This is a genomic window from Streptomyces sp. NBC_00310 (assembly GCF_036208085.1).
In the GTDB taxonomy this organism is placed as follows: Bacteria; Actinomycetota; Actinomycetes; order Streptomycetales; family Streptomycetaceae; genus Streptomyces.
Genome location: NZ_CP130714.1, coordinates 7528974 through 7550591 on the forward strand (window position 1 = coordinate 7528974; position 21618 = coordinate 7550591).

The window sequence follows — 21618 nt, forward strand, 5'->3', positions numbered from 1 at the left end:
CCGTCCAGCCCCCGCCGATTCCTCCTGCCCCAGAGATTGTTCCCGCTTCAACTGCTTGCTGCACCCCGCGACGGCATGCCGACACCGGGCCCGCCGCCCGAGGGCCACCCGGTGCCCGCACCCGAACGTCGGCCCCGCTCAGAGCACCTTCGCGCGCACCAACGCCGAGAGGACGAGCGTGCCCGGGAGGAGGGGGAGCCAGACGGTGAGGACGCGGTAGCCGATGACGGTGGTGGTGGCCAGGGTCGCCGGCGCGCCGAAGGCGACGAGGGTGAAGACGAGCGCCGCGTCCATCGGGCCCAGTCCGCCCGGCGCGGGGACGGCACCGGCGGCCGTGCTGGCGACGAGGTAGGCGAACAGCATCTGCGTCCAGGACACCTGCAGCCCGAGCGAGGACCCGACCGAGGCGAGCACCGCCCCCTGGCACAGGGGGAAGGCGGCGGCCCCGCCCCACAGGGCGAGCGCGCGGACGGGACGGCTGTGCACGACCCGGGTGTCGGTGAGGGCGGTGCGCAGCCCTCCGATGAGGGGGCGCCGCAACGGTCGTACGGTCGTGATCAGGGTGACCACGGCGGCGAGGCTGACGCCGGTGATCGCGCCGACCAGCGCGAGGGTCTCGCCCTTCGGGAGGAGCGCGGTCAGGCGCAGTGTGCCGGGGAAGGCGACGACGAAGGCGAGGATCACCAGGGTCTTGGCCACCGGTTTGACCGCCGAGTACAGGGCGAGCGACGAGGTGGCCCGGGAGAGGGGTATGCCGCGGCGCCGCAGGAAGCGCAGGACGACCGCGTGGGCGCCGATGTTGCCCGGCAACGCGTGTCCGGCCGCCCCGGCGGCGAACTGCGTCGCCAGCAGCTGCCCCGGCGGCAGCCGCTCCGGCACCGCGCCCTGCCGTACGCACGCTGAGGCCACCGAGCACAGGGCCGTGAAGAAGACCCCGGCCAGCAGCCACCGGAGGTCGGCCGACGCCAGCCGCACCGCCCCCTCGTGCACCGTCCGCCAGTCCACCGCGGCCCACACCGCGAGCAACACCAACGGCAACAACGTGAGAGCGAACCGCAGTCGTCGGCCGTTGACGGGCGAACGGGACGGGAGCAGTGCCCGCAGCCTCGCGGGAAGAAACGCCGCGAGCCGAGCCGGGTGGGCGCCCGCGGCCTGGCCACAGGGAGGGTCGCAGAGGGCGGTGGGGGAGGCGACGACGGGGTCGGACGCCGCTGCGGTGGGGGAGGGGACGGGGGCGATCGCCGCTGCGGCGGAGCCGGGCATCGGGTCGGTGGCCGTGGTGCGGCCGGGGAGTGGGGCGGTGGCCGTGGTGCGGCCAGGGAGTGGGTCGGTGGCCGTGGTGCGGCCGGGGAGTGGGTCGGTGGCCGTGGGGAGGTGGGGGAGCGGGTCGGCGGCGGTGGTGGTGCCGGGGGTGGGAACGGGGGGCGGGCCCGAACCGGCGGCGATGGCGGGACCGCTGGCCGGATCGGGGGCTGGGGTGGGATCTAGGGCTGGGGTGGGATCTAGGGCTGGGTCGCAGGCGCAGGCGCAGGCGCAGGCGCAGGCGCAGGCGCAGGCGCTGGCACAGGCCGCGGTGGGGCACGGGGGCTTCACCGCGCCAGGAACCGGAGCGTGGCCGTAAGCGGGCTCGATGGTCGCGGTGAGGTCAGGGGCCGGGGCAGGCGCGCAGACCGTGGCGATGGAGGGGACCGGCGTCGATCCCGGGACAGGAGCGAGGGCGCACGGCGAGTCGGAGTGCGCCCTGCGTTCGGTGCTGGTGGTGCCGGTGGTGCCAGAGGTGCCGGTGGTGCTGGCGGTGGTGGTGGCCTGGCTCGGGACTTGGGTGAGGTCCCTGGGCTGGGCCGGGCTGGGTATCAGGGTGATGGGGTCGGGGACCGGGGGCGGGGTGGGCCGCGAGGGGGGCGGCGCGTCGAGCGGGAGCGGGAACAATGGGCACGTCGTCCTTCCGCGTCGCGTCGGTACGGCGGGGGACCGCACCGACGGAGGCAGGGCAAGTCAAGAACGAAGGGAACCTCAGGACCGTTCCCACCCCAAATGACTCCCCGGTATGCACCATCCGAACTCCTGCCACCGTGGGAACGACGACACCGCTTCCGAACAGCGACTCCGCCGCCGAAGCCCACCCGAACCCCACCGCCCCACATGAGACACAAGTCACCTCCCGGCCGCCCCGCACCCGGGCCCACGGACGGCCCACCCTCGCCACCCGCCGACGGGTTCGACGCACGCGCGCAACGATGACCGCCGGACCCCACGAACGCCGAGACGACCACGACGGAACCGAAACCGCCGATGCCCACGCAGCCGCTGGGCCGCTGGGCCGCTGGGCCGCTGGGTCGCTGGGCCGATGGGTCGGCGGGGGCCGCTGGGGCGTCGGGTTGCCGGGCCGCTGGGCCGGCAGGCGGCCGGGTCGTCGGGCCGCCGAACCGGCCTGGCTCCGAGCCGCCGGATGCACCTGCTTCCCGGCCTCGCCCCCGCACGCTGGGTCGCCGAGCCCCACCGCTTCCCGTCTGTTGTGATGTGTGTCACCCGAGGTCTAGGGTTGTAGCGCCTGGCAGGCGGCCCCCGGGGGCACGTCGGGTGGCGGTGTGCGGCGGGGCCGTCCGCAGGTCAGGGAAGTGATCCCGTTGTCCGTCTCCTGGGACGACATCGGCGGTCTCGTCGATGCGCATGAGCGCTTCCTCGCGGGCGCGCGGGTCGACTCGGATGTCCGGGATCCGGTGCTCGACTCGTGGAAGCGTTGCCGTTCCGCCGGCCTCGAACCCCACCGGCTGCTGATCCCCTACGCACCCGACCTCGCCATGGAGGACCCCTTCCTGCGCGCCGCCGACCCGGTGCTCGCGCAGCTCACCACCTCCCTCGCGAACGTCAGCATGAGCATCGTGCTCTGCGACGGACAGGCCCGCATGGTCCAGCGGCACGGCGGCGACCGACAGCTCCTCACCCGCCTCGACGAGGTGAACTTCGCCCCCGGCTTCTGCGCCTCCGAGGCCGCCGCCGGTACCAACGGCGTCGGCACGGCCCTCGCCGAACGCCAGCCCGTCTTCGTCCTGGGCCGGGAACACTTCGCCGACTGCCTCTCCCCTTTCGCCTGCGCCGGCGCCCCCGTCCGCAACCCGCTCAGCGGCCGGGTCGAGGCCGTCCTCGACCTGACCTGTCTGCGCGACGACGGCGACCCCACGATGCTGCGGCTCGTCCGCGAGGCGGCCCACGACATCGAGGCTGGCCTCCTGGAACAGGCCACGGAACGGGAACGGGCCCTGCTCGCCGCGTACCGCCGGGCCGCCCGTACCGCCGCCCGCCACGACACCTGGCCCCGCCAGCCCGAGCACCCGCCCTGGGCGCGGGGCGACGACGGCCGGTACGGCGAGCCCCTCGGCCGCGTGGACCTGGCCGTTCTCCGTGAGAAGGCGGAGGAGCTCATCGCTTCCCCGCACCGCACCCTCGACGAGATCACCCTCTCCGGCGGCCGCGTCGCCACGCTCCTCCGCCGCCCGATCATGAGCGAGTCGGGCGAAACCGGGGTGGTCATCGAGGCCCGCGTCCTGGGCGGCCCTCACCTGCGCCACACGGAACTGACACCCCCGCCCGCGTTCCCGGCAGGGCAGCCGACGACCACCCCGACCCTGCCGCCATCCCGGACACCGCCCGCGCAGCCGACGACGACACCACCCGCCACCTCCGCCACCACCCCAGACCTCACCACCACCCCAGACCTCACCACCACCCCGCCCGGCACATCCCCGGCCGCGCCCGCCCCACTCCCCACTGCCCCACCCCCGACCGTCGCCCTCCGCACGGTCGTCCCCGCCTCCCCCCACGCCCGCCCGACGCCGGCGCAACCCCCACCACCCGACCCCACCCCGTACGAAACCGACGCGACCACCGGCACCCCCACTACCCCCACTACCCCCACCACGACCGGCACCCCCACCACGACCGGCACCCACCGCCCCGCCGACGCCACCCACCGCCCCGCCCCGTCGACCCCTCCCACCCCACACCCCGACTCCGCCACCGACGCCTGGCTCCTCCTGGTCGGTGAACCCGGTGTCGGTCGGCTCGCCGTGCTCGCGCGCCGGCGTCTGGAGTTGCTGCACGACGCCGGAGTCCGGATCGGAACGACCCTGGACGTCACCCGCACCGCGGAGGAACTCGCGGAGGTGGCCGTCCCCCGGTTCGCCGACTTCGCGGCCGTGGATCTGCCGGTCTCCGTACTGCTCGGGGACGAGCCGGAACCCCTCGGCCCCGGCATGCGGCTGCGCCGGGTCGCGCTGGGCGCCGTACACGAGGAGTCGCATCTGTACGAGGTCGGGGACCCCGTGCGCTTCGTGCCCTCCACCCCGCAGGCCCGCAGCTGGGAGACCGGGCGGTCGGTGCTGGAGCCCGTGCTGGCGGAGGCCGGCGGCTGGCTCGCCCAGGACCCGGCCCGGCTGGAGCGCGCCCTCGCGGCCGGCATCCACTCCCTGATCACCGTCCCGCTGCGGGCGCGCGGCGTGACCCTCGGCGTGGTCAGCTTCTACCGGTCCGAGCAGCCCGCCCCGTTCGAGGACGACGACCTGTCACTGGCCCAGGAACTGGTCGTACGGGCGGCGATCTGTATCGACAACGCCCGCCGCTACACCCGCGAGCACAACACCGCCCTCGCCCTGCAACGCAGCCTGCTGCCCCGAGGCCGGTCCGAGCAGAGCGCGGTCGAGGTCGCCTACCGCTACCTCCCCGCCCAGGCGGGCGTCGGCGGCGACTGGTTCGACGTCATCCCGCTCTCCGGCGCCCGGGTGGCACTCGTCGTCGGTGACGTGGTCGGTCACGGGCTGCACGCCGCCGCGACCATGGGGCGGCTGCGCACCGCCGTGCACAACTTCTGCGCCCTCGACCTGCCCCCGGACGACCTGCTCACCCACCTCGACGACCTGGTCGGCCGCCTCGACCGGGGCGAGGGCTGGGCGGTGGAGAACACCCACCAGGACTCCGGCATCATCGGCGCGACCTGCCTGTACGCCGTCTACGACCCGGTGTCCCGGCGCTGCGCCCTCACCCGCGCCGGGCACCCGCTGCCCGCGGTCGTCGCCCCGGACGGGACGGTGGAGTTCCTCGATCTGCCCTCCGGACCGCCGCTGGGCCTCGGCGGCATGCCCTTCGAGACCGTCGAACTCGAACTGGCCGAGGGCAGCCAGCTGGTCCTCTACACCGACGGCCTGGTCGAGGACCGGCACCGCGACATCGACACCGGCCTCGACAAGCTCCGTACCGTCCTGGCCTGCCCCGACCGTGCCCCCGAGGACACCTGCGAGGCGGTCCTCGACGCCCTGCTGCCGGCCCGGCCGGGCGACGACGTGGCCCTGCTCGTCGCCCGTACGCACACCCTGGGCCCGGAACGGGTCGCCCGATGGGACCTGCCCGGCGACCCGGCCGTCGTCTCCCGCGCCCGCACGGCCGTCACCGAGCGACTCGCCGCCTGGGGCCTGGACGAACTGGCCTTCACCACCGAGCTGGTGGCCAGCGAACTCGTCACCAACGCCATCCGCCACGCCACCGGCCCGGTCCAGCTCCGCCTCCTCCGCGACCGCGCCCTGATCTGCGAGGTCTACGACGGCAGCGGCACCTCGCCCCGCCTGCGCCGCGCCCGCACCGAGGACGAGGGCGGCCGCGGCCTCTTCCTCGTGGCGCAGCTCACCGAACGCTGGGGCACCCGCTACACCCCCGAAGGCAAGACCATCTGGACCGAACAGCCCCTGCCCCGGCGGTGATCCGGCCAGGGCCCCGGGGCGCCCTCAGTCGTCGTCCGGGACACGCGTCCCGCCCAGCGCCGGGAAAATGCCGATCGCGTCGGTGCCGGACCGTCGCCCGTCGGCGAACCGGTCGGTCTCGATGACCGGGTACCCGAGGAGGACGGCGCCGAAGACCGAAGCGGCGTACGGCGACGTGGTGTCGACCGGCACAGCGTTCGTCGATGCCGTGCTCATCGGCGGCCCGCCAGGAAGTCCGCGCACAGCGCGTTTGGAACAGGGGCCGCACGGTCTTCCCCCGGGGCCGCACGGTCCTCCTCCAGGTCCGCGACATCGCGAGCCGCAGAATCGCGGACATCGTCACCGAACTCTTCCCGGACCTGGACGACGACTCCGTGCGCGTCCTCACCACGTACGCGGTGGCCGGCGCCGACGGCCTGTTCGTCCAGCGCGAGATCCACGGCGACGCAGCGGCCTCGGGGGCGCGCTCGCCGGGGACGGTGATCACTGGGGATTGTCTCCTTCGTGCGCTCCGCCAGGTGCCGGTGCGTGGAAGCGGCCCGGATCGGCGTCGTAGGCCGCGGCGCAGCGGGCGGAGCAGAAGTAGAGGCTGCCGGCGTCGGTGTCGCGCCGTTCGGCAGCGGTTGCCCGGTTCAGGCGCATGCCGCACACCGGGTCGACCACGGTCGTGTCGTCGCCGTGCCCGTGCCCGTGCCCGTCATGGTGCGCGGGTTCCGGCTGGGGCTCGGTCCGGTCGGCTGCGGATTCGACCCGGAGTTCGACCGCGGCCGGTGCGGCGGGCGGCGGTGGTGCGGGGTGCCAGCGGCGCAGGCGGGAGGAGTTGGTGACCACGGACAGGGAGGACAGGGCCATCGCGGCGGCGGCGATGATCGGGCTGAGGCGGATGCCCCAGAAGGGGTAGAGGGCGCCTGCCGCGAGCGGGACGCCGATGGCGTTGTAGATCAGGGCGAAGAACAGGTTCTGCCTGATGTTGCGCATGGTGGCGCGGGAGAGCCGGATGGCGGTGACGACGCCGGTCAGGGAGCCGGAGATGAGGGTGATGTCCGCGGCTTCGATGGCGACGTCGGTGCCGGTACCGATGGCGAGCCCGACGTCGGCGGCGGCCAGGGCGGGGGCGTCGTTGATGCCGTCGCCGACCATGCCGACGGTGCGGCCCTCGGCCTGGAGGCGGCGGATCTCGTCGGCCTTGTGCTCGGGCAGCACCTCGGCCAGCACCCGCTCCACCCCGACCTGGGCGGCAATGGCCGCGGCGGTTCGGGGATTGTCTCCGGTGATGATGACTGTCTCGATGCCGAGCCGGTGCAGGGCTGCGATGGCCTGGGTCGAGTCGGCCTTGACCGTGTCGGCGACGGCGAGCACGCCGGCCGCCCGGCCGTCGACGGCGGCGAGTACGGGAGTCTTGCCCTGCGCGGACAACTCCGCCGCGACCGGGGTCACGGAGCTGGTGTCGATACCCACGTCCGCGAGCAGGCGCGCGGTGCCGACCAGCACGGCTCGTCCGTCGACGGTGGCCTGGACGCCCTTGCCGGTGACCGAGTCGAAGCTGCTCGCGAGGGGGACGGCGAGTTTCCGCTCCCGGGCGCCGGTGACGATCGCGCCTGCCAGCGGATGTTCGCTGTCGGCCTCGGCCGCCGCCACCAGGGCGAGCAGCGCTGCCTCGGTGAAGCCTCCGGTCGCCTCGACGTCGGTCAGTACGGGCCTGCCCGCGGTGACCGTGCCGGTCTTGTCCAGCACGACGGTGTCGAGTTTGTGGGCGGTCTCCAGGGCCTCGGCGGAGCGGATGAGGATGCCCGCCTGGGCACCCTTGCCGGTTCCGACCATGACGGACAGCGGGGTCGCCAGGCCCAGCGCACACGGGCAGGCGATGATCAGCACCGCGACCGCGGAGACCAGTGCCAGGGTGAGCGCCGGGGCGGGGCCGACCGTGTACCAGAGCGCGAAGGCGGCGATCGCGATGGCGATGACGGCGGGCACGAAGTAGGCGGATACCGCGTCGGCGAGCCGCTGGATCGGCGCCTTGGACGCCTGGGCCTGCTGCACCAGGCGGATGATCTGGGCCAGCATCGTGTCGGCGCCGACCTTGCTCGCCCGTACCCGCAGGGAACCGGTGGTGTTCACCGTGGCGCCGATGACCGTGTCGCCCGCCCGCTTGGTGACCGGCATGGGTTCGCCGGTGACCATTGATTCGTCCACCGCCGAGGAGCCCGACAGGACCTCGGAGTCGACGGGGACCTTCTCTCCGGGCCGGATCACGATCTCGTCATCCACGACGACGTCCTCGACGAGGACATCGGCCTCAGCCCCGTCCCGTATCACCCGGGCGGTACGGGCCCGCAGCCCGAGCAGAGCCCGGATCGCCTCCCCGGTGCCGGCCTTGGCACGAGCCTCCAGCAACCGCCCGAGGAGGATCAGGGTGAGGATCACCCCGACGGCCTCGTAGTACACCTCGCGCACGTCCTCGGGCAGCAGCGAGGGTGCCAGCGTGACCAGCAGGCTGTAGCCGTACGCGGCCGACGTGCCGAGCGTGATCAGGGAGTTCATGTCCGCGCCGCGATGGCGCAGGGTCAGCCAGCCCGTCGAGTGGATCGGCCACCCGGTGTAGAACATGACCGGTGTGACCAGGGCCAGTTGGAACCAGTGGTTGAGCATCCAGCCCGGCACCCAGTCGGCGCCGAAGAGCTCGTGCGCCATCACGGCGAACAGCACCGGCGCGGTGAGAACGGCGCCGAGCGTCACCCGGCGGGTCAGGTCCTCGATCTCCGCCTGCCGCTCGGCGGCTTCCGCAGCCTCCGCCTCGGCCGCCCCCCGCTCCTCCCCGCCCGGGGGCGCGCCGACGGCCGGTGCCGGAGGCATGATCGCGCCGACGTGCCCGTCGGGCGAGGACGGCGCAGTTGCGGAGTCCTCGGCGGGTTCGACGAGCAGGGTTCCGTGGATCATGTTCATTCCGCAGGCGAACCCGAAGGTCCCGGCCCTGGGCGGATCGACCCGCACGGTGGTGCGGGCATACGCCGGAAGGCCGGCGCTGACGCGCAGGTCGGGGAAGACGACCCGGTTGGTGCACTCCCCGCTCTCCTGCCGGTCGAAGACCAACTCCAGCGGAATGCCCTGGCGGATCCGGATGACGTCGGGGCTGTAGCCGCCGCGCACCGTCACCTCGACTCGTTGGACCCCGCCCTCCAGCCGCGCGCTGCGGGCCCGGTGCGGGCCGAAGAAGAACCAGCCGAGACCGGCGATCAACACGACGGCCAGCGTGACAACAGCAACATCGACGGCATCCATGGCAGACCGTCCCTCCTGCGGGATCACCCAGGCTCAGCGTCAGCCCGCCTACCCCTACGGGGCAAGGGCTGAACGGCTCCGGAGGGGACCGAACAGCCCCGGAGGGGACCGAACGGCCCTGTGCCGAGCGACCCGGCCGGCGCGTACCGTGGCAGGAGAACGCGACAGTGGACCTGTGAGCCTTCTGTCCGCGGCCCCGCAAGCCGGGAAGGTGTGACTCGCGATGATGTTCTGGTACGACCACGATGTCAGCGGGTGGGGCTGGTTCGCCATGTCGGCCAGCATGATTCTGTTCTGGGCGCTGATCATCACCGCCGCCGTCCTGCTCTTCCGGGCCCTGAACCGTGCCCCCGAGCACCCGCACACCCACGTCTCCACCGGGCCCTCGCCCGAGCAGCTGCTCGCTGAGCGGTTCGCCCGCGGTGACATAGATGAAGAGGAGTACCGGCAGCGCCTCGCCGCCTTGCGCTCCTCCGGCCCTCTGACCAAACACCGACCTGACCGAACACCGACCTGACCGAACACCGACCTGACCGAACACCGACCTGACCGAACACCGACCTGACCGAACACCGACCTGACCGAACGCTGAACTGACCTAACCCTGACGCGCCTCCCAAAGAGGAGGACCGGTCATGAAGAACAACAGGAATTACGGCCTGTACGCGGTCGCCGTCGCCATGGTCGGCGCACTCGCGCTCGGCGTGCCGCTGGGCGACCTCGCCCTCCTCCTCATCGTGCTCGCCTGCCCGCTGATGATGTTCTTCATGATGCGCGGCATGCACGGCGGCGATGACACGCACGGCCCGGGTCGGGACCACCACGACACGGCCAAGAAGCTCGACCCGCACGACCACATGCCGTTCCGCTGAGCCCCCCGCACCGGTACAGGCAGAGAATGGTGCCCGCGATGTACACGCTGACGGCGATCCTGATCGGCACCCGGCTCCTGGCCGCCCCGGCCCAGGACATCCTGCGCCGGATCACGCCGCACGAGAGCCGCTGCCCGCCCCCGGCACAACTTCGGGGGCGGCGAGTCGTCCTGAGCAACCGCCCGCGCGGACCCGGCCGGAGGTGACCGGGCATGGAAGCTGTTGCCTGGACCCTTGTCGCGCTCGGTGCCGCGACCACCGCTGCCTGCGCCGCCCATCTCACCCGGCGCCACCGGCGCGACGCCCCCGGCCCGGTTCGCTCCATCCATCGCACGGCTCCCGCCCTCCTCGCGGCCAGCCTGCTTCCCCTCCCCGCCCTCCTGGCCACCGCCATGCCCGCAGCGGCCTGGGGCCTGTGGGGCGCCGTCACCATCGCCGCCGCCCTGGTCCATGCCATCGCCGACGCGATGCGCGACATCCCCGGCCCGCACGGGTCGGCCCGAGCCGGGAGCGGGCCGTGAGCCGCCGCCGGACACTATCCGAGTGCCGGGCCAGGAACGGAGCCGGACAATGGAAGAGGCACAGTCCGAGCAGCGGCGGCCGGAGGTGTCCGTGAACTCGACGGAGCCGTGACCTCAGGCGCGAGGGATGTCACCGACAGGCCCGGCGCGACGGGGCCGGTCACTTTCGGACGGCGGACCGTGCCGGCATCGAGAGGAAGGCGGTCGCCATGACCAGCATCACTCACCGCATCGCCACCCTGTTCCGCGTCAAGGCGAACAAGGCACTGGACAAGGCCGAGGATCCACGCGAGGTCCTGGACTACTCCTACGAGCAGCAGCGGGAGATGCTGCAGCGGGTCCGGCGCGGCGTGGCCGATGTGGCGACCAGCCGCAAGCGGGTCGAGCTACAGGTGAGCCAGCTGAGCCGGTCCACGGACAAACTGCGGGACCAGGCGCAGCAGGCGCTCGCCGCGGGGCGTGAGGACCTGGCCCGCGAGGCGCTCTCCCGGCGTACGGCCGTGGCCGAGCAGATCACCGATCTGGAGGGCCAGCAGGCGTCGCTGAAGGACCAGGAGGAGAAGCTGACCGTGGCCGCCCAGCGGCTGGAGGCGAAGGTGGACGCGTTCCGTACCCGCAAGGAGACGATCAAGGCCACCTACACCGCCGCCGAGGCGCAGACCGGCATCACCGAGGCCGTCACCGGCATCGGTGAGGAGATGGGCGATGTGGGCCTTGCCATGCAGCGGGCCCAGGACAAGACCGAACAACTCCAGGCGCGTGCGGGTGCGCTCGACGAGCTCATCGCCTCCGGCGCGCTGGAGGACGCCACCTTGCCGACCGGGCGTGACGACATCCAGGCCGAGCTCGAACGGGTGACCGCGGGAAGCGACGTGGAAAACGAGCTGGCCCGGATGAAAGCCCAGCTACCGGCCTCTTCCGCCCCGCCAGCGGTGGAGGGCCCCGGGCGGAGGGAGACGTCATGATCATGCGGATTCTCGGCGAAGGCCAGTACGAGATCGCCGAAGGCCACCTGGCCCGGCTCAACGCACTGGACTCCACCCTGCAGGCGGCCGCCGACACGGACGACGACGCGGCCTTCGCCGCCGCCCTGTCCGCCTTGCTGGACGCGGTGCGCAGCCTCGGCACTCCGCTGCCCGACGAGACGATCACACCGTCCGAACTTGTACTGCCCGACGAGGGCACCAGCCTCGCGCAGGTGCGGGAGCTGCTGTCCGACGAGGGCCTGATCCCGGGGTGATGGCGGTGCGCAGTCGTTTCGAGCCCGACCGGCAGCTGACGGCCCGCATGGTGGTGACGATGTTCCTGCTCGGGCTGGTGTACGTGGCGTTCATCGCCGCGCTGATCGCGCTGCTCAAGTCCGTCGTCCTGGTCGTCGTCATCGCCGCCGCCCTGCTGGGCGCGCAGTACTGGTACTCCGACCGGATCGCCCTGTACGCCATGCACGGCCACCTCGTATCGCCCGAGGAACAGCCCCGGCTGCACGGTGTCATCGACCGGCTGTGCGCCACCGCGGACATGCCCAAACCCCGGGTCGCCGTCTCGGACATGGACCTGCCCAACGCCTTCGCGACCGGCCGCAACGCCGACAACGCCGTGGTCTGCGTGACCACCGGTCTGCTGCGCCGCCTGGAAACCGAAGAACTCGAAGGCGTCCTGGCCCACGAGCTCTCCCACGTCGCGCACCGCGACGTCGCGGTGATCACCATCGCCTCGTTCCTGGGCGTGATCGCCGGGCTCGTCGTCCGCTTCGCGTTCTACTCCCAGCTGTTCGGGGGACGCGACCAGCGTGACCAGAACACCGCCGTCGTCTTCATGGCCGTGATGGCGGTCTCCGCCCTCGTCTACGCGGTCAGCTTCCTGCTCATCCGTGCCCTGTCCCGCTACCGCGAACTGGCCGCCGACCGCGCCGCCGCCATGCTCACCGCGAAACCCTCCGCCCTGGCCTCGGCACTGACCAAGGTCAGCGGAGACATCGCCCGGATCCCGACCCAGGACCTGCGCACCGCCCAGGCGTTCAACGCGTTCTTCTTCACCCCCGCACTCGGACCCGGCACGGCAGTGGCGAACCTGTTCTCCACCCACCCCAGCCTGGAACGCCGCCTGGAGGCGCTCGAAGACATCGCCGACGAGCTGAGCGGGCCGGGCGGTCGGCGGGAATGACGAGGAGCTGATGCCCCGTGGGCTTCCTGGATGTCCTGTTCGGCCGGAGCAGACCGGTCAAGCCCGACCTGGACCAGCTCTTCGGCCTGCCCTCTGCCGCGATCACGCTCCAGGCGGCCATCGGCTTCACCCCGACCGGAGCGGGCTCCGTGTGCTTCGCCGCCATCGAAGGCGGGGCCTTCGCCCAAGTCCAGCAGGAAGTACGAGACCTCCTCGACACGGACACCGAACGAGCCGGCTCGCCCGTAGAGTTCAGCCGGGATGAGTACGGGTACTCGTGGCTGCTGTCCCGCCGAGACCCCGACGAGCTGCCCGCCCTGGTCAACGACTTGCACGCGGTGAACGCCGCTCTGCAGGACAGCGGCTTCGGCCCACAGCTCCTGTGTTCCCTGGTCACCTTCCACGACGCCGAACTGCGCTCGCTCGCCCTCGTCTACCTCTACAAGCGCGGCACCTTCTACCCCTTCGCCCCACTGCCCGGCCACAAACGCGACAACCCGCTGGAACTCCAGGTCAAGGGCACCGTCAAGGACGACCTGCGCATCGAGGAGGACCTGGGCCGCTGGTTCCCGCTGTGGGGCGCCCCCGGCCTGTGACGAGGTGACGCCGTGACAGCCCGGCGCGGACGGCGTCCAATGCCGCACGGTAGGAAGACTCGGCTTGAGCGAAACCCGCCTCACTGGTGGCCCCTGCCGTGCGCAATGCGGCTTTCATCTGCCATCGGCCCATGAGCACTGTGGCGGGCATCCCGATCAGCGCCACTCCGGCCGCGGAGAGCGCGCCCATCACCTCAAGATCCATGCCCGTCATGGCCCCGCAACCCAGGGAGCCGGCCGACCACGAGACCTGGCCACGCAAGCCGCAGTCGTGTCCCCACACGCCCCTCACACGAGATCAGTGCGCAACAACGACAAAGAGCGGGAGCCAGCAAAACGGGCCTTGGGTCAAGGCCCGTTCCGTCCTCCACCTACTACCGCGTCTGGCAGGAGGCTCGGCTCCTCGCTCTGCCGCCTGCCGCCTGCCGCCTGCCGCCTGCCGCCTGCCGCCTGCCGCCGCGGCCTCGCCGCTCGCAAGCCGGCCGTACGACCTTCGGCACTCGGCGCTGTCTACGTGGCTCAACGCCGGGGTCGACCCCACCGAGGTCGCCGAGCGCGCCGGCAACAGCGTTGAGGTCCTGCTGACCCGCTACGCGAAGTGCCTCGACGGACGGCAGGACGTCGCCAACCCGGCGTATCGAGGACCTGCTTCGCGAGTACGAGTGACTGAGGGCACGATCCTGTGTCTACCGCCTCCGTACCCACCGGCTTCCCAGCCGTCTTCGGCCTGTGCCGCCACCGCTGCGCGCCCGCCGACGTGCCGACCGCGCATGCCGGCTGGCGCGCGTCGATACCTGACCGCCGGTCCTGCCTGTGCCGCGAATGACAGGTTGCGAGCTCGCAGAAAACTGGTCATGGTCGCTGAAGGTGATCAATTGATCACGTACTGCGATATGGAGAAGAAATGCTCAGACGTCAACTAAGCGCCGTGGTCTTGGCTGTGCCGATTGTTGCTGTGCTCGGCATGGGAAGCGTGGCAAGCGCGGAACCCCAGGTGTCCATCCCGTGTGATGTGACTGCGCTCAACAATGCGATCGTCGCCGCGAACAACAACACCGGGCCGCACACCATCCGGCTCGCGCCCAAATGCGTCTACAACGTCACGACTCCAGCGTCGACCGGCGGGCTTGGGGCCAACGCTCTGCCGCAAATCACGGGCACTGTCACCCTGCTGGGTCACAACACCACCATCCGACGGGACCCCGACGCTGCCGTTGGCTTCCGCATCGCGGAGATCGACGGTCCCAATGGGCGCCTGACCGTGGACGGTGTCACGGCGACCGGTGGCGGCTACCTCGATTACGCCGGCACCTACCTGCCCACCGACGGAGGGACGCTCATCCTCCGGCACAGCACGGTGACCAACAGCACGGCGAACCAAGGGGGTGCCATTTTCGTCAACCAGGGCAGCACCCTCGAAGTCCATGACAGCGTTCTGCGGGACAGCGCGGCACAGCAGGGAGGCGCCATCTACAACGGGCCGCGCAGCACCACCCTGCTCGACAACACCAAAGTGGAGCGGAACCAGGCTACGCAATTCGGGGGTGGCATCTTCACCGCCGGGGTCTCTCTGACCATCAAGAAGTCGTACATCGGCGGCAATCGCGCCTTCGAGCAGGGCGGCGGAATCTACAACGACCGCGCCCCGATGACCATCTCCTCGACGGCCATCGCCGACAATCGCGCAGGCCAGATTGGCGGCGGTATCGCCAACTACGGCACCAGCACGCTGACGAAAACAGTGGTGCGGCACAACAGTGCGCTCAACGGCGGCGGCATCTGGCAAGCGCCGTCCCCCAGCGTCCTGAACCTCGTCAACAGCCGGATCGTCGACAACACCCCCAACAACTGCCGGCCTGTCGGCTCGGTCCCCGGCTGTACGTCCTGACCGCGGAGCGGGCCCATCGACGGTGCGGCCCTCGGTGATCGGTGACCCGGGGGAGGGGATGGAGGGGTCGGAGCTGTGGGCCCCGCCCTTTGCGCCCGATGAACTGGGCCGATGCCTCAAGATCCCATCCACGCCTCGTCCACAGCCCTCGACATAGAGCCGCTTCGGGCTGCATCCGCCTGCACATACGCGAAGACCCCGTTCTCAGCGAAAGCGCTGATGGCGGGGTCTTTGGGCACCTCATGCAAGGTGCCCCCGGCAGGATTCGAACCTGCGCACACGGCTCCGGAGGCCCCGTGGGTCCTGGGCAACATAGCCGGTCACGGGCCTGTACGTCACAGATCAGAGGGGGCAAGTCCACGGATAGTCCACGGCCGACTTAAGTAAAGAATGATCGAGTATGACCCATTTGTCACACTGCGATCAGATATCGTCCATGGATTTCCTGGACTGTACCGCTAAACCGTGAAGATGATGCCAAAGTCCTCTTAACATCGCAGGCTCAGATGAGCCGGGTCCAATGGGGAGCACCACATGTGGCCGCATCGTGTGCGCTGGGCTGCTTGGAGAGCACTGTCGTTATTGGCGCTCGTTTTCATGATCATGGCCGTCTTCTGGCACCGCGAGGTGGTGGCACCGCCCGTCAAGTTGGTCGTCCCGCCGTACACCACACCAGCCGTCGAGCAGAAGCTCCTTGCCACCTCGGATCTGTCTTCGATTGGGCGCAGCTTCTGGCTCCCCATGCAGGACGGCCCTCCAGACGGAGGGCTGTTTGTCGGGTCCGGCCGACTGAGAGCCGACTTCCGGCGCCTGACGGTCGTCGGGGCGTGGCAGCGCACCTGGGAAAGTGCTGACGCCAAAGACGTGGTGCAGATCCGGGCTCTTGAGATGCGGCAAGCCACCTACGCCCAGATGCAGGCGACACAGTCCTGTTCTCCAACCAGTGAAGTACAGGTGCCAAAAGCCGATCGGGCGGGCTTCATTAAACGTGGTGCTGGCTACGCCTCTGCATGCGCGGCGCTGGTGCGGGGGCGGACGGCAGTGGTATTTCTCGTTCAAACCAGCCGAGCTGAAGCGCCGCAGGCCACCGAGGAAATGCTTAGCGATCTCGTCCGACTACAGCAGCCCCGTATGACGGTGCTGCCTGACCTGTCTACCGTAAGTTGGCGCGACAGTGACACCCGCACGGCGCTCAACGCAGAGGCAATGAGCGCAGCCATCGGTCTACCCTTGTTACTCGGGCTGTTGGCTCTCCTGCGTGATCCCGCCAGCTGGCGTCGGCTTCGATCGTTCTTCAGTCGCCCCGTTAGAGACGGCGTCTTTCGTGTGGACCGTCTCGTGAACATGCGGCTGGCCAGCAGTACAGCAGCGGTCCTTGTACGGTTTTGCGTGTACGCCTGGGCTATACGCCTGACCGAGACGCTCTACATGGGCGTCTGGGCCACAATGGCTTTCGCCGTCGCCGCGGTGGTGGGTGTCCTGGTCGTCGAGAGGCTGCTACACAGACGGCATGCCGACCGGTGGAGACCGGCTGTCTTCAAGGGGTATGGGCGTATCCTGGCTGCACTTGGCTCATTCTTCACCGCAGTGATCGCTGGCGGTGGAGTGCTCTTGATCGTGCTGGGTTCAGACCTACAAGCAATGGGAGTCAGCCCCGGTTCGTCGGACTACGTAGCCACTGGCTTCGGGTCTCTCATCAGAGTAATTGGCGTAGTGGTCGTGTTGCTCGCCTTGGTGCCCTTCATTCTGATGAGGCGTCTGGGAATGCGATACCTGCGTCAACAGGTCGAGCAGGATCAGCGCCGCCCAACCCTCATGTTGCGGTCCTTCGCCGATGACCGCCGCACCCTCCGGGCCCGCCGATTGGACCGTGCATCAGTAGTCGAGCGGCTCTTCATGCGCCGCTTCGAGCGCTTCGAGGAAGTCGCAGCTTCCGCGCTAGCAGTGCACGGACCGGTTGAAACACTCAGCCAGGTGGGCGAGAAGTTGCCACCACCCCTGGGAGCGGCACGCCGCAGTTTCTCGATGGCTGACTGGAAAGACGGGGTTCGCGAACTGATCGGTCGATCACAGCTCATCTGTGTAACTGTCGGCCGCTCAGAGTCCCTGCTGTGGGAGATCCGCCAGATCAGAGCAGCTGGCGCCTTGGGACGGACCATCTTCCTACTGCCACCGACTCGCCGTCGTGAACAGCGTCTACGGCTAGCGGTACTCGGTCACGCGCTGGGAATTGAGTGGAGCGAACTCGACCGGGCGCGCGCCGGCACGGAAGTTCTGGCAGTCACCCTTCCCTTCGACTCTCCGGTGATCGTCGTCGGACGTGCGCCAAACGACGTGAGCTACGAAGCAGCTGTTGAGATCGCCGCGCTGGCCGTGACCGGCACGAAGCCAGCATCGGCAGCTGACGTCCGCGAAACCGTTGGCGAATATCTCGTATATGCACGGCGAGTCAGAGGTAAAGGCGGGCAGCATTCCACCCACGCTACGCAGCCAGCCCCCCCGGTATTGATCCACGCACCTGGTGAGGCTCCCGTCTTCCGCCCGTGGTGGCGCCGGTGGTGGCACGTATGGCCCTGGGTGGCCGCAAGCGTCATTCCCGCGGTCTTCGCGCTGGCCTTCGGCACTTCTCGTGACAACGACTCGGATACGGTGAGTTACAACTCCCCAGTCACGGGCATCACGCAGGATGAAGCGTCAAACACCACCTATGCCGTGGTCAGCGGCCACTTCCTATCCAGGTTGGACTTTGGTCAGCACACTGGCCACACGGTCGCGCGCGTCAACGACTACATGGACCAGGTCATCGTCCGAGGCACTGCCGCCTACTACCTGTCTGTGGAGGCGGGCCGCATAGGTCGAGTCGATCTGCATACCGGACACACCCTGTGGACGCAGTCCGCTGGTGGCGGTGCTCGCTCCTTCGTCTTGGCCAACGACCGTGTAGTAGTCGCGTCACCCGCCGTCGGCCGAGTCGACGCGCTCGCTGTGAAGGACGGTCAAAGGTTGGCAAGGCTATCCGTCACAGGTGCTCCGTACGGCATCGCCAAAGCTAGGGGGCGCATTTTCGTCAGCCTCGCTCAACGCAACCAGGTGGTCGAACTAGCTGCGGATGACCTGCGACCAGTGGCCCGCCTGAAAGTCCCCCGAGGCCCGCTTCAGCTGACCACGCGAGGCGAGCAAGTTTGGGTACGCTCGGCATTGGGCCATGTCCTCCAGGTCGCTTGGCCGCAACCCAGCGGCACAGATGCCGGAAATAGGCTGCTGTTGAGCGACCAGAATGCTCGCGTTTCAAGCAGCGGTACATGGTTGGCTGTACAGGGGATGGAGAGGGTGACAGTAATACAGCCAGACGGGAATCGGCGGCGGATTCCCATGCCGGACCCTTCATTCCTCGCCTTGCTTGTCCAACACGATGGGGCGGTAGTTGTAGCGTACGATTCGGGCCGGGTGACTCGAATTCGTTACGCAGATTGAATCCGCGAGATCCGGTGCGTTGATCAGTCCGTCGAGGTCACTGAGAGACCCGGCAGCTTTCGCACGAGCACCTTTCAGAGGGCGGTAGCCTCGATCGGTCATGCGGGCCCGTCAGTAAGCTGGCGAGCTCGCATGACCGATCGAGGCTAGTTCTATAAGATGACCGTGGAAGGTGATGAGAATCTTTGGTTCCACATCACGTTGGATGACCGTTAGGGAGTCTGCTCATGGTCGAGAAGCCCAAGGCGCCCCAGGAGGGGGGCCGTAACCAGCCGCAAAGCAAGCCCTCTTCAGGGGGTAGCCGTGGCCATAAGCCTACGAAACAGCCGGGGCGGACGCCTGCGTCGCCCCCTCCTCCCCCTCCTCCTGCTCAGGGGCAAGGGAGTAGCTGACAAACATCGTGACGATCCGGCGCGCTGAGATACATGCCGCTCCCCACGGAAAGTCATGCGTCTCGGTTGCGCCGGGGGCCCGGTACTTCAGCGGCTGGATCAGCACCAAGTCTCTGTCTGGCAAATCGTCAGAACTTATGTTGAACGATGCCTGTCGCCCCTCGATGTACGAACCGTCATCCAGGATGCACCCCACGAGCGGGTTTTCTCCCGGAAACCATTTCTCAAACATGACCCACCACGCTGACATCGCAGATGAATGTGGTTTGCGCCCTGCGATGGCTGCCATTACCGCAGCCAGAACGCATGCAAGCGCTAGCATGCCTCCCGCCCACCACACCAGCTCGGCATAGTGGGCCCGTGCGTAGGTGGCGCCCTCCCGGATCAGCCGTCCGATATCCGGCGTCAGATCGGGCCTAAGCCCGCGCAGTGCCGCGAAGAGCACCAGTGCAGCAAGCTCGGTCAGAATGCTGCAGAACACCACTGCGCCAGTCTCCCGAAAGGGCGTTGGACGACGTTCACTCCCCTTACGTTCCCGGACGATGACAAACGTGAGGCCCGGCAGCAGCAGGACAACGAGCAGAACCAAACCTGTGATGGTGGTGGGCACAACGGGTCCCTTTGTGCGTAGAGAGGTGGGCAGGCTGTACACCGTACAGTGCCCGCACGGCCGCGCACGGTGCTCATTGACTTGCATGATCGCAATCCGCGCGTCACCCGCCTGCGGGCGCCATGCGCTCAGCCGCCGGCCGGTGGCGTCGTCAATCTGATCAAACCCCACCCCAACGTCGGGGGGCCCTAGTAACCTGAACGATCAAGCCGGATACATCGGCGGCTCACTTGCAAGGAGGTCCTCCTTCGCAGTGCAGCCCGCCAAGCTTAGGGAGACGCAGTGGCAGACAAAAAGGTGGTCTTCGTGGCGTTCGCCATCGAGGATGAGCGCCAGAGAGACTTCCTGAAGGGACAGTCCCTGCACCCGCGAGCTCCTTTCGAGTTCATCGACATGTCGGTGAAGGAGCCCTATGACAGCAACTGGAAAGATCGAGTGCGCACTCGAATTCGGCGCTCTCATGGAGTCATTGTTTTGGTCAGCAAGAACTCCCTGACGTCGAGCGGGCAAAGGTGGGAAATTCAATGCGCCAAAGAAGAGGGAAAGTCAATTCGAGGCATCTGGGCTTACGCTAATGACCGTACGGCAATTCCTGGTGTGAGTACAGTAACGTGGACTGACGTGAACATTGCTAACTTCATCGACTCCCTGTAGGTGTTATGCGTAAGGCCCTTATCGTCGGAATCGACCACTATGAAAACCTCGAAAATCTAACTGGATGCGTAAACGATGCCTTCGCAGTCAAGGCCGCGATCGAGCGTAATTCAGACGGAACACTTAACTTTCCCTCCCCTCATGTCATGACGGGAACAAGCGTTACGCAGTGCGTCACCAAAAGGAGCCTCAAGGAGGAGGTTAGGCGGCTTTTCGCAGATGACTCGGAGATTGCCCTATTCTACTTCGCGGGGCACGGATACATCGAAGACACCGGCGGTTTCCTGTGCGCGAGTGATTCCGAGACCGGGGACGATGGGCTCGCTTTGTCTGAGGTTATGAAACTAGCGAATAGTTCGCAGGCGAGAAACAAGGTGATCATTCTCGATAGCTGTCACAGCGGCGTGGTGGGAAATAATTCGATGACCACAGGCCTTGCTGAAATTTCAGACGGCGTCACCATCTTGACTGCCTCGACGGCCGAGCAGTACTCCTACGAGACGTCCGGTGGCGGCGCGGGTGTATTCACAAGCTTATTCGTTGATGCACTCAATGGGGCAGCGGCGAATCTAGTGGGGGACATTACACCCGGAAGTGTTTACGCTCATATTGATCAATCGCTTGGCCCATGGGCGCAGCGGCCAGTCTTCAAGACAAACGTCAAGACCTTTGTCTCTCTGCGGAAGGCTGAGCCGCCGATCTCCCTTGCTGACCTCCAAGCGCTGACGAAGCACTTCCCGGCACCGGACCACAACCTCCAATTGGACCCGTCGTTTGAACCGGAGCGATCTGCGGAACAGCGGACGGATGCGTCGATTCCGTCACCTGACCCCGTAAACACGGCAAACTTTGCCGTACTACAGAAGTACGTCAAGGTCAACCTTGTTCGGCCTGTAGATGCGCCCCACATGTGGCACGCTGCTATGCAAAGTAAGTCATGTGAACTAACGGTGCTAGGGCAGCATTATTGGGCGCTTGTAAGCAAAGGGTTGATCTAGAGTGACTGACCTCCCAGAAGGCTCACTAAATTCCCGCAAGATGGAAAGAATGGTGGAGGAGCTTGCAAATGTCGAACATGAACGATGGGCGCACTGGCAACGTTATCTCCACTCGAAATGCGTACGCGATGATGATGGTTCGCTGACTATTCCCGCTGAGCTCGTGCGGCGGTGGGAATTGCAGATGAATACGCCGTACTCCGAGCTGTCGGAGGAAGAAAAAGAGAGCGATCGAGAGCAGGTTCGGCGCTATTTGCCGATCGTCTCCAGAATGCTTGAACCTCCTGCCTCCTAGGGGCCAATGATGCATCGGCAGTTCCAGACCGGGCCCTATGCGGTACTCCACCTCGGGAGTTCATGAAAGAGAAGGTCGGTGGAGCGGGTTTGGCCGGTGTCCTGCCCGGTTTGGGGTCGAGCATGA

Annotated in this window: 18 protein-coding genes and 1 pseudogene; 15 read left to right on the forward strand and 4 right to left on the reverse strand. The window is 68.3% G+C overall.

Features of this window, described 5'->3' with window-relative positions:
- Nucleotides 1–138 precede the first annotated feature (138 nt).
- Nucleotides 139–1929: a lysylphosphatidylglycerol synthase domain-containing protein gene (locus OG202_RS46625; protein WP_443052313.1), complete on the reverse strand. Its 1791-nt coding sequence runs from the start codon at nt 1927–1929 to the stop codon at nt 139–141.
- A 689-nt stretch (nt 1930–2618) separates the two neighbouring features.
- Here OG202_RS46625 and OG202_RS33120 point away from each other — a divergent pair.
- A complete protein-coding gene (locus OG202_RS33120) occupies nt 2619–5750 on the forward strand; it encodes a SpoIIE family protein phosphatase (RefSeq protein ID WP_328224008.1) in 3132 nt (1043 codons plus the stop codon).
- 24 nt (nt 5751–5774) lie between these two features.
- Here the strand turns inward: OG202_RS33120 and OG202_RS33125 are convergent, their stop codons facing one another.
- Together OG202_RS33125 and OG202_RS33135 are read right to left on the reverse strand one after the other, a co-directional pair.
- Complete coding sequence (locus tag OG202_RS33125) at nt 5775–5966, reverse strand: hypothetical protein (RefSeq protein ID WP_327732391.1); 192 nt, start codon at nt 5964–5966, stop codon at nt 5775–5777.
- A 267-nt stretch (nt 5967–6233) separates the two neighbouring features.
- Nucleotides 6234–9029 carry a heavy metal translocating P-type ATPase gene (locus tag OG202_RS33135; protein WP_328224009.1) on the reverse strand — a complete coding sequence of 932 codons (2796 nt, stop codon included), beginning with the start codon at nt 9027–9029 and terminating at the stop codon, nt 6234–6236.
- Nucleotides 9030–9252: 223 nt separating this feature from the next.
- Here OG202_RS33135 and OG202_RS33140 point away from each other — a divergent pair, with 223 nt between their 5' ends.
- From OG202_RS33140 to OG202_RS33190, 11 genes and pseudogenes are all read left to right on the forward strand, one after another.
- Entirely contained in the window at nt 9253–9546 is a 294-nt protein-coding gene (locus OG202_RS33140; protein WP_327727822.1) for an SHOCT domain-containing protein, read from the forward strand.
- 118 nt (nt 9547–9664) lie between these two features.
- Nucleotides 9665–9901, forward strand: a complete 237-nt coding sequence (locus tag OG202_RS33145) for a DUF2933 domain-containing protein (protein ID WP_327727821.1) — start codon at nt 9665–9667, stop codon at nt 9899–9901.
- A 26-nt stretch (nt 9902–9927) separates the two neighbouring features.
- Nucleotides 9928–10107 (forward strand): hypothetical protein, encoded by a 180-nt coding sequence (locus tag OG202_RS33150; RefSeq protein ID WP_328224010.1) that lies wholly within the window; start codon nt 9928–9930, stop codon nt 10105–10107.
- 6 nt (nt 10108–10113) lie between these two features.
- Complete coding sequence (locus OG202_RS33155) at nt 10114–10422, forward strand: hypothetical protein (RefSeq protein ID WP_328224011.1); 309 nt, start codon at nt 10114–10116, stop codon at nt 10420–10422.
- Between the two features lie 209 nt (nt 10423–10631).
- A complete protein-coding gene (locus OG202_RS33160) occupies nt 10632–11387 on the forward strand; it encodes a PspA/IM30 family protein (protein ID WP_327727818.1) in 756 nt (251 codons plus the stop codon).
- Nucleotides 11384–11662, forward strand: a complete 279-nt coding sequence (gene pspAA, locus OG202_RS33165; protein WP_326577487.1) for a PspA-associated protein PspAA — start codon at nt 11384–11386, stop codon at nt 11660–11662. The genes OG202_RS33160 and pspAA overlap by 4 nt, the downstream gene beginning before the upstream one ends.
- Nucleotides 11663–11667: 5 nt before the next feature.
- Entirely contained in the window at nt 11668–12585 is a 918-nt protein-coding gene (htpX, locus tag OG202_RS33170) for a zinc metalloprotease HtpX (protein WP_327727817.1), read from the forward strand.
- 17 nt (nt 12586–12602) lie between these two features.
- Nucleotides 12603–13181, forward strand: a complete 579-nt coding sequence (gene pspAB, locus OG202_RS33175; protein WP_326577484.1) for a PspA-associated protein PspAB — start codon at nt 12603–12605, stop codon at nt 13179–13181.
- A 357-nt stretch (nt 13182–13538) separates the two neighbouring features.
- Nucleotides 13539–13847 (forward strand): annotated as a pseudogene (locus OG202_RS33180) (hypothetical protein); the annotation flags it as partial.
- Nucleotides 13848–14085: 238 nt separating this feature from the next.
- Nucleotides 14086–15069, forward strand: a complete 984-nt coding sequence (locus tag OG202_RS33185; RefSeq protein ID WP_328224012.1) for a hypothetical protein — start codon at nt 14086–14088, stop codon at nt 15067–15069.
- Between the two features lie 597 nt (nt 15070–15666).
- Nucleotides 15667–18543, forward strand: coding sequence for a hypothetical protein (locus tag OG202_RS33190; RefSeq protein ID WP_328224013.1), 2877 nt, complete (start codon nt 15667–15669; stop codon nt 18541–18543).
- Nucleotides 18544–18858: 315 nt separating this feature from the next.
- Here the strand turns inward: OG202_RS33190 and OG202_RS33195 are convergent, their stop codons facing one another.
- Entirely contained in the window at nt 18859–19545 is a 687-nt protein-coding gene (locus OG202_RS33195; RefSeq protein WP_328224015.1) for a DUF6338 family protein, read from the reverse strand.
- Nucleotides 19546–19827: 282 nt separating this feature from the next.
- Here OG202_RS33195 and OG202_RS33200 point away from each other — a divergent pair, with 282 nt between their 5' ends.
- From OG202_RS33200 to OG202_RS33210, 3 genes are read left to right on the forward strand one after another with little or no spacing between them, the layout of a single operon-like run.
- The gene (locus OG202_RS33200) at nt 19828–20199 is read left to right on the forward strand and encodes a TIR domain-containing protein (protein WP_328224016.1); all 372 of its coding nucleotides are present in this window, start codon (nt 19828–19830) and stop codon (nt 20197–20199) included.
- Between the two features lie 5 nt (nt 20200–20204).
- Nucleotides 20205–21197: a caspase family protein gene (locus OG202_RS33205; protein WP_328224017.1), complete on the forward strand. Its 993-nt coding sequence runs from the start codon at nt 20205–20207 to the stop codon at nt 21195–21197.
- A 49-nt stretch (nt 21198–21246) separates the two neighbouring features.
- On the forward strand, nt 21247–21492 hold the full coding sequence (locus tag OG202_RS33210) for a hypothetical protein (RefSeq protein ID WP_328224018.1): 246 nt from the start codon (nt 21247–21249) through the stop codon (nt 21490–21492).
- Nucleotides 21493–21618: the final 126 nt, after the last annotated feature.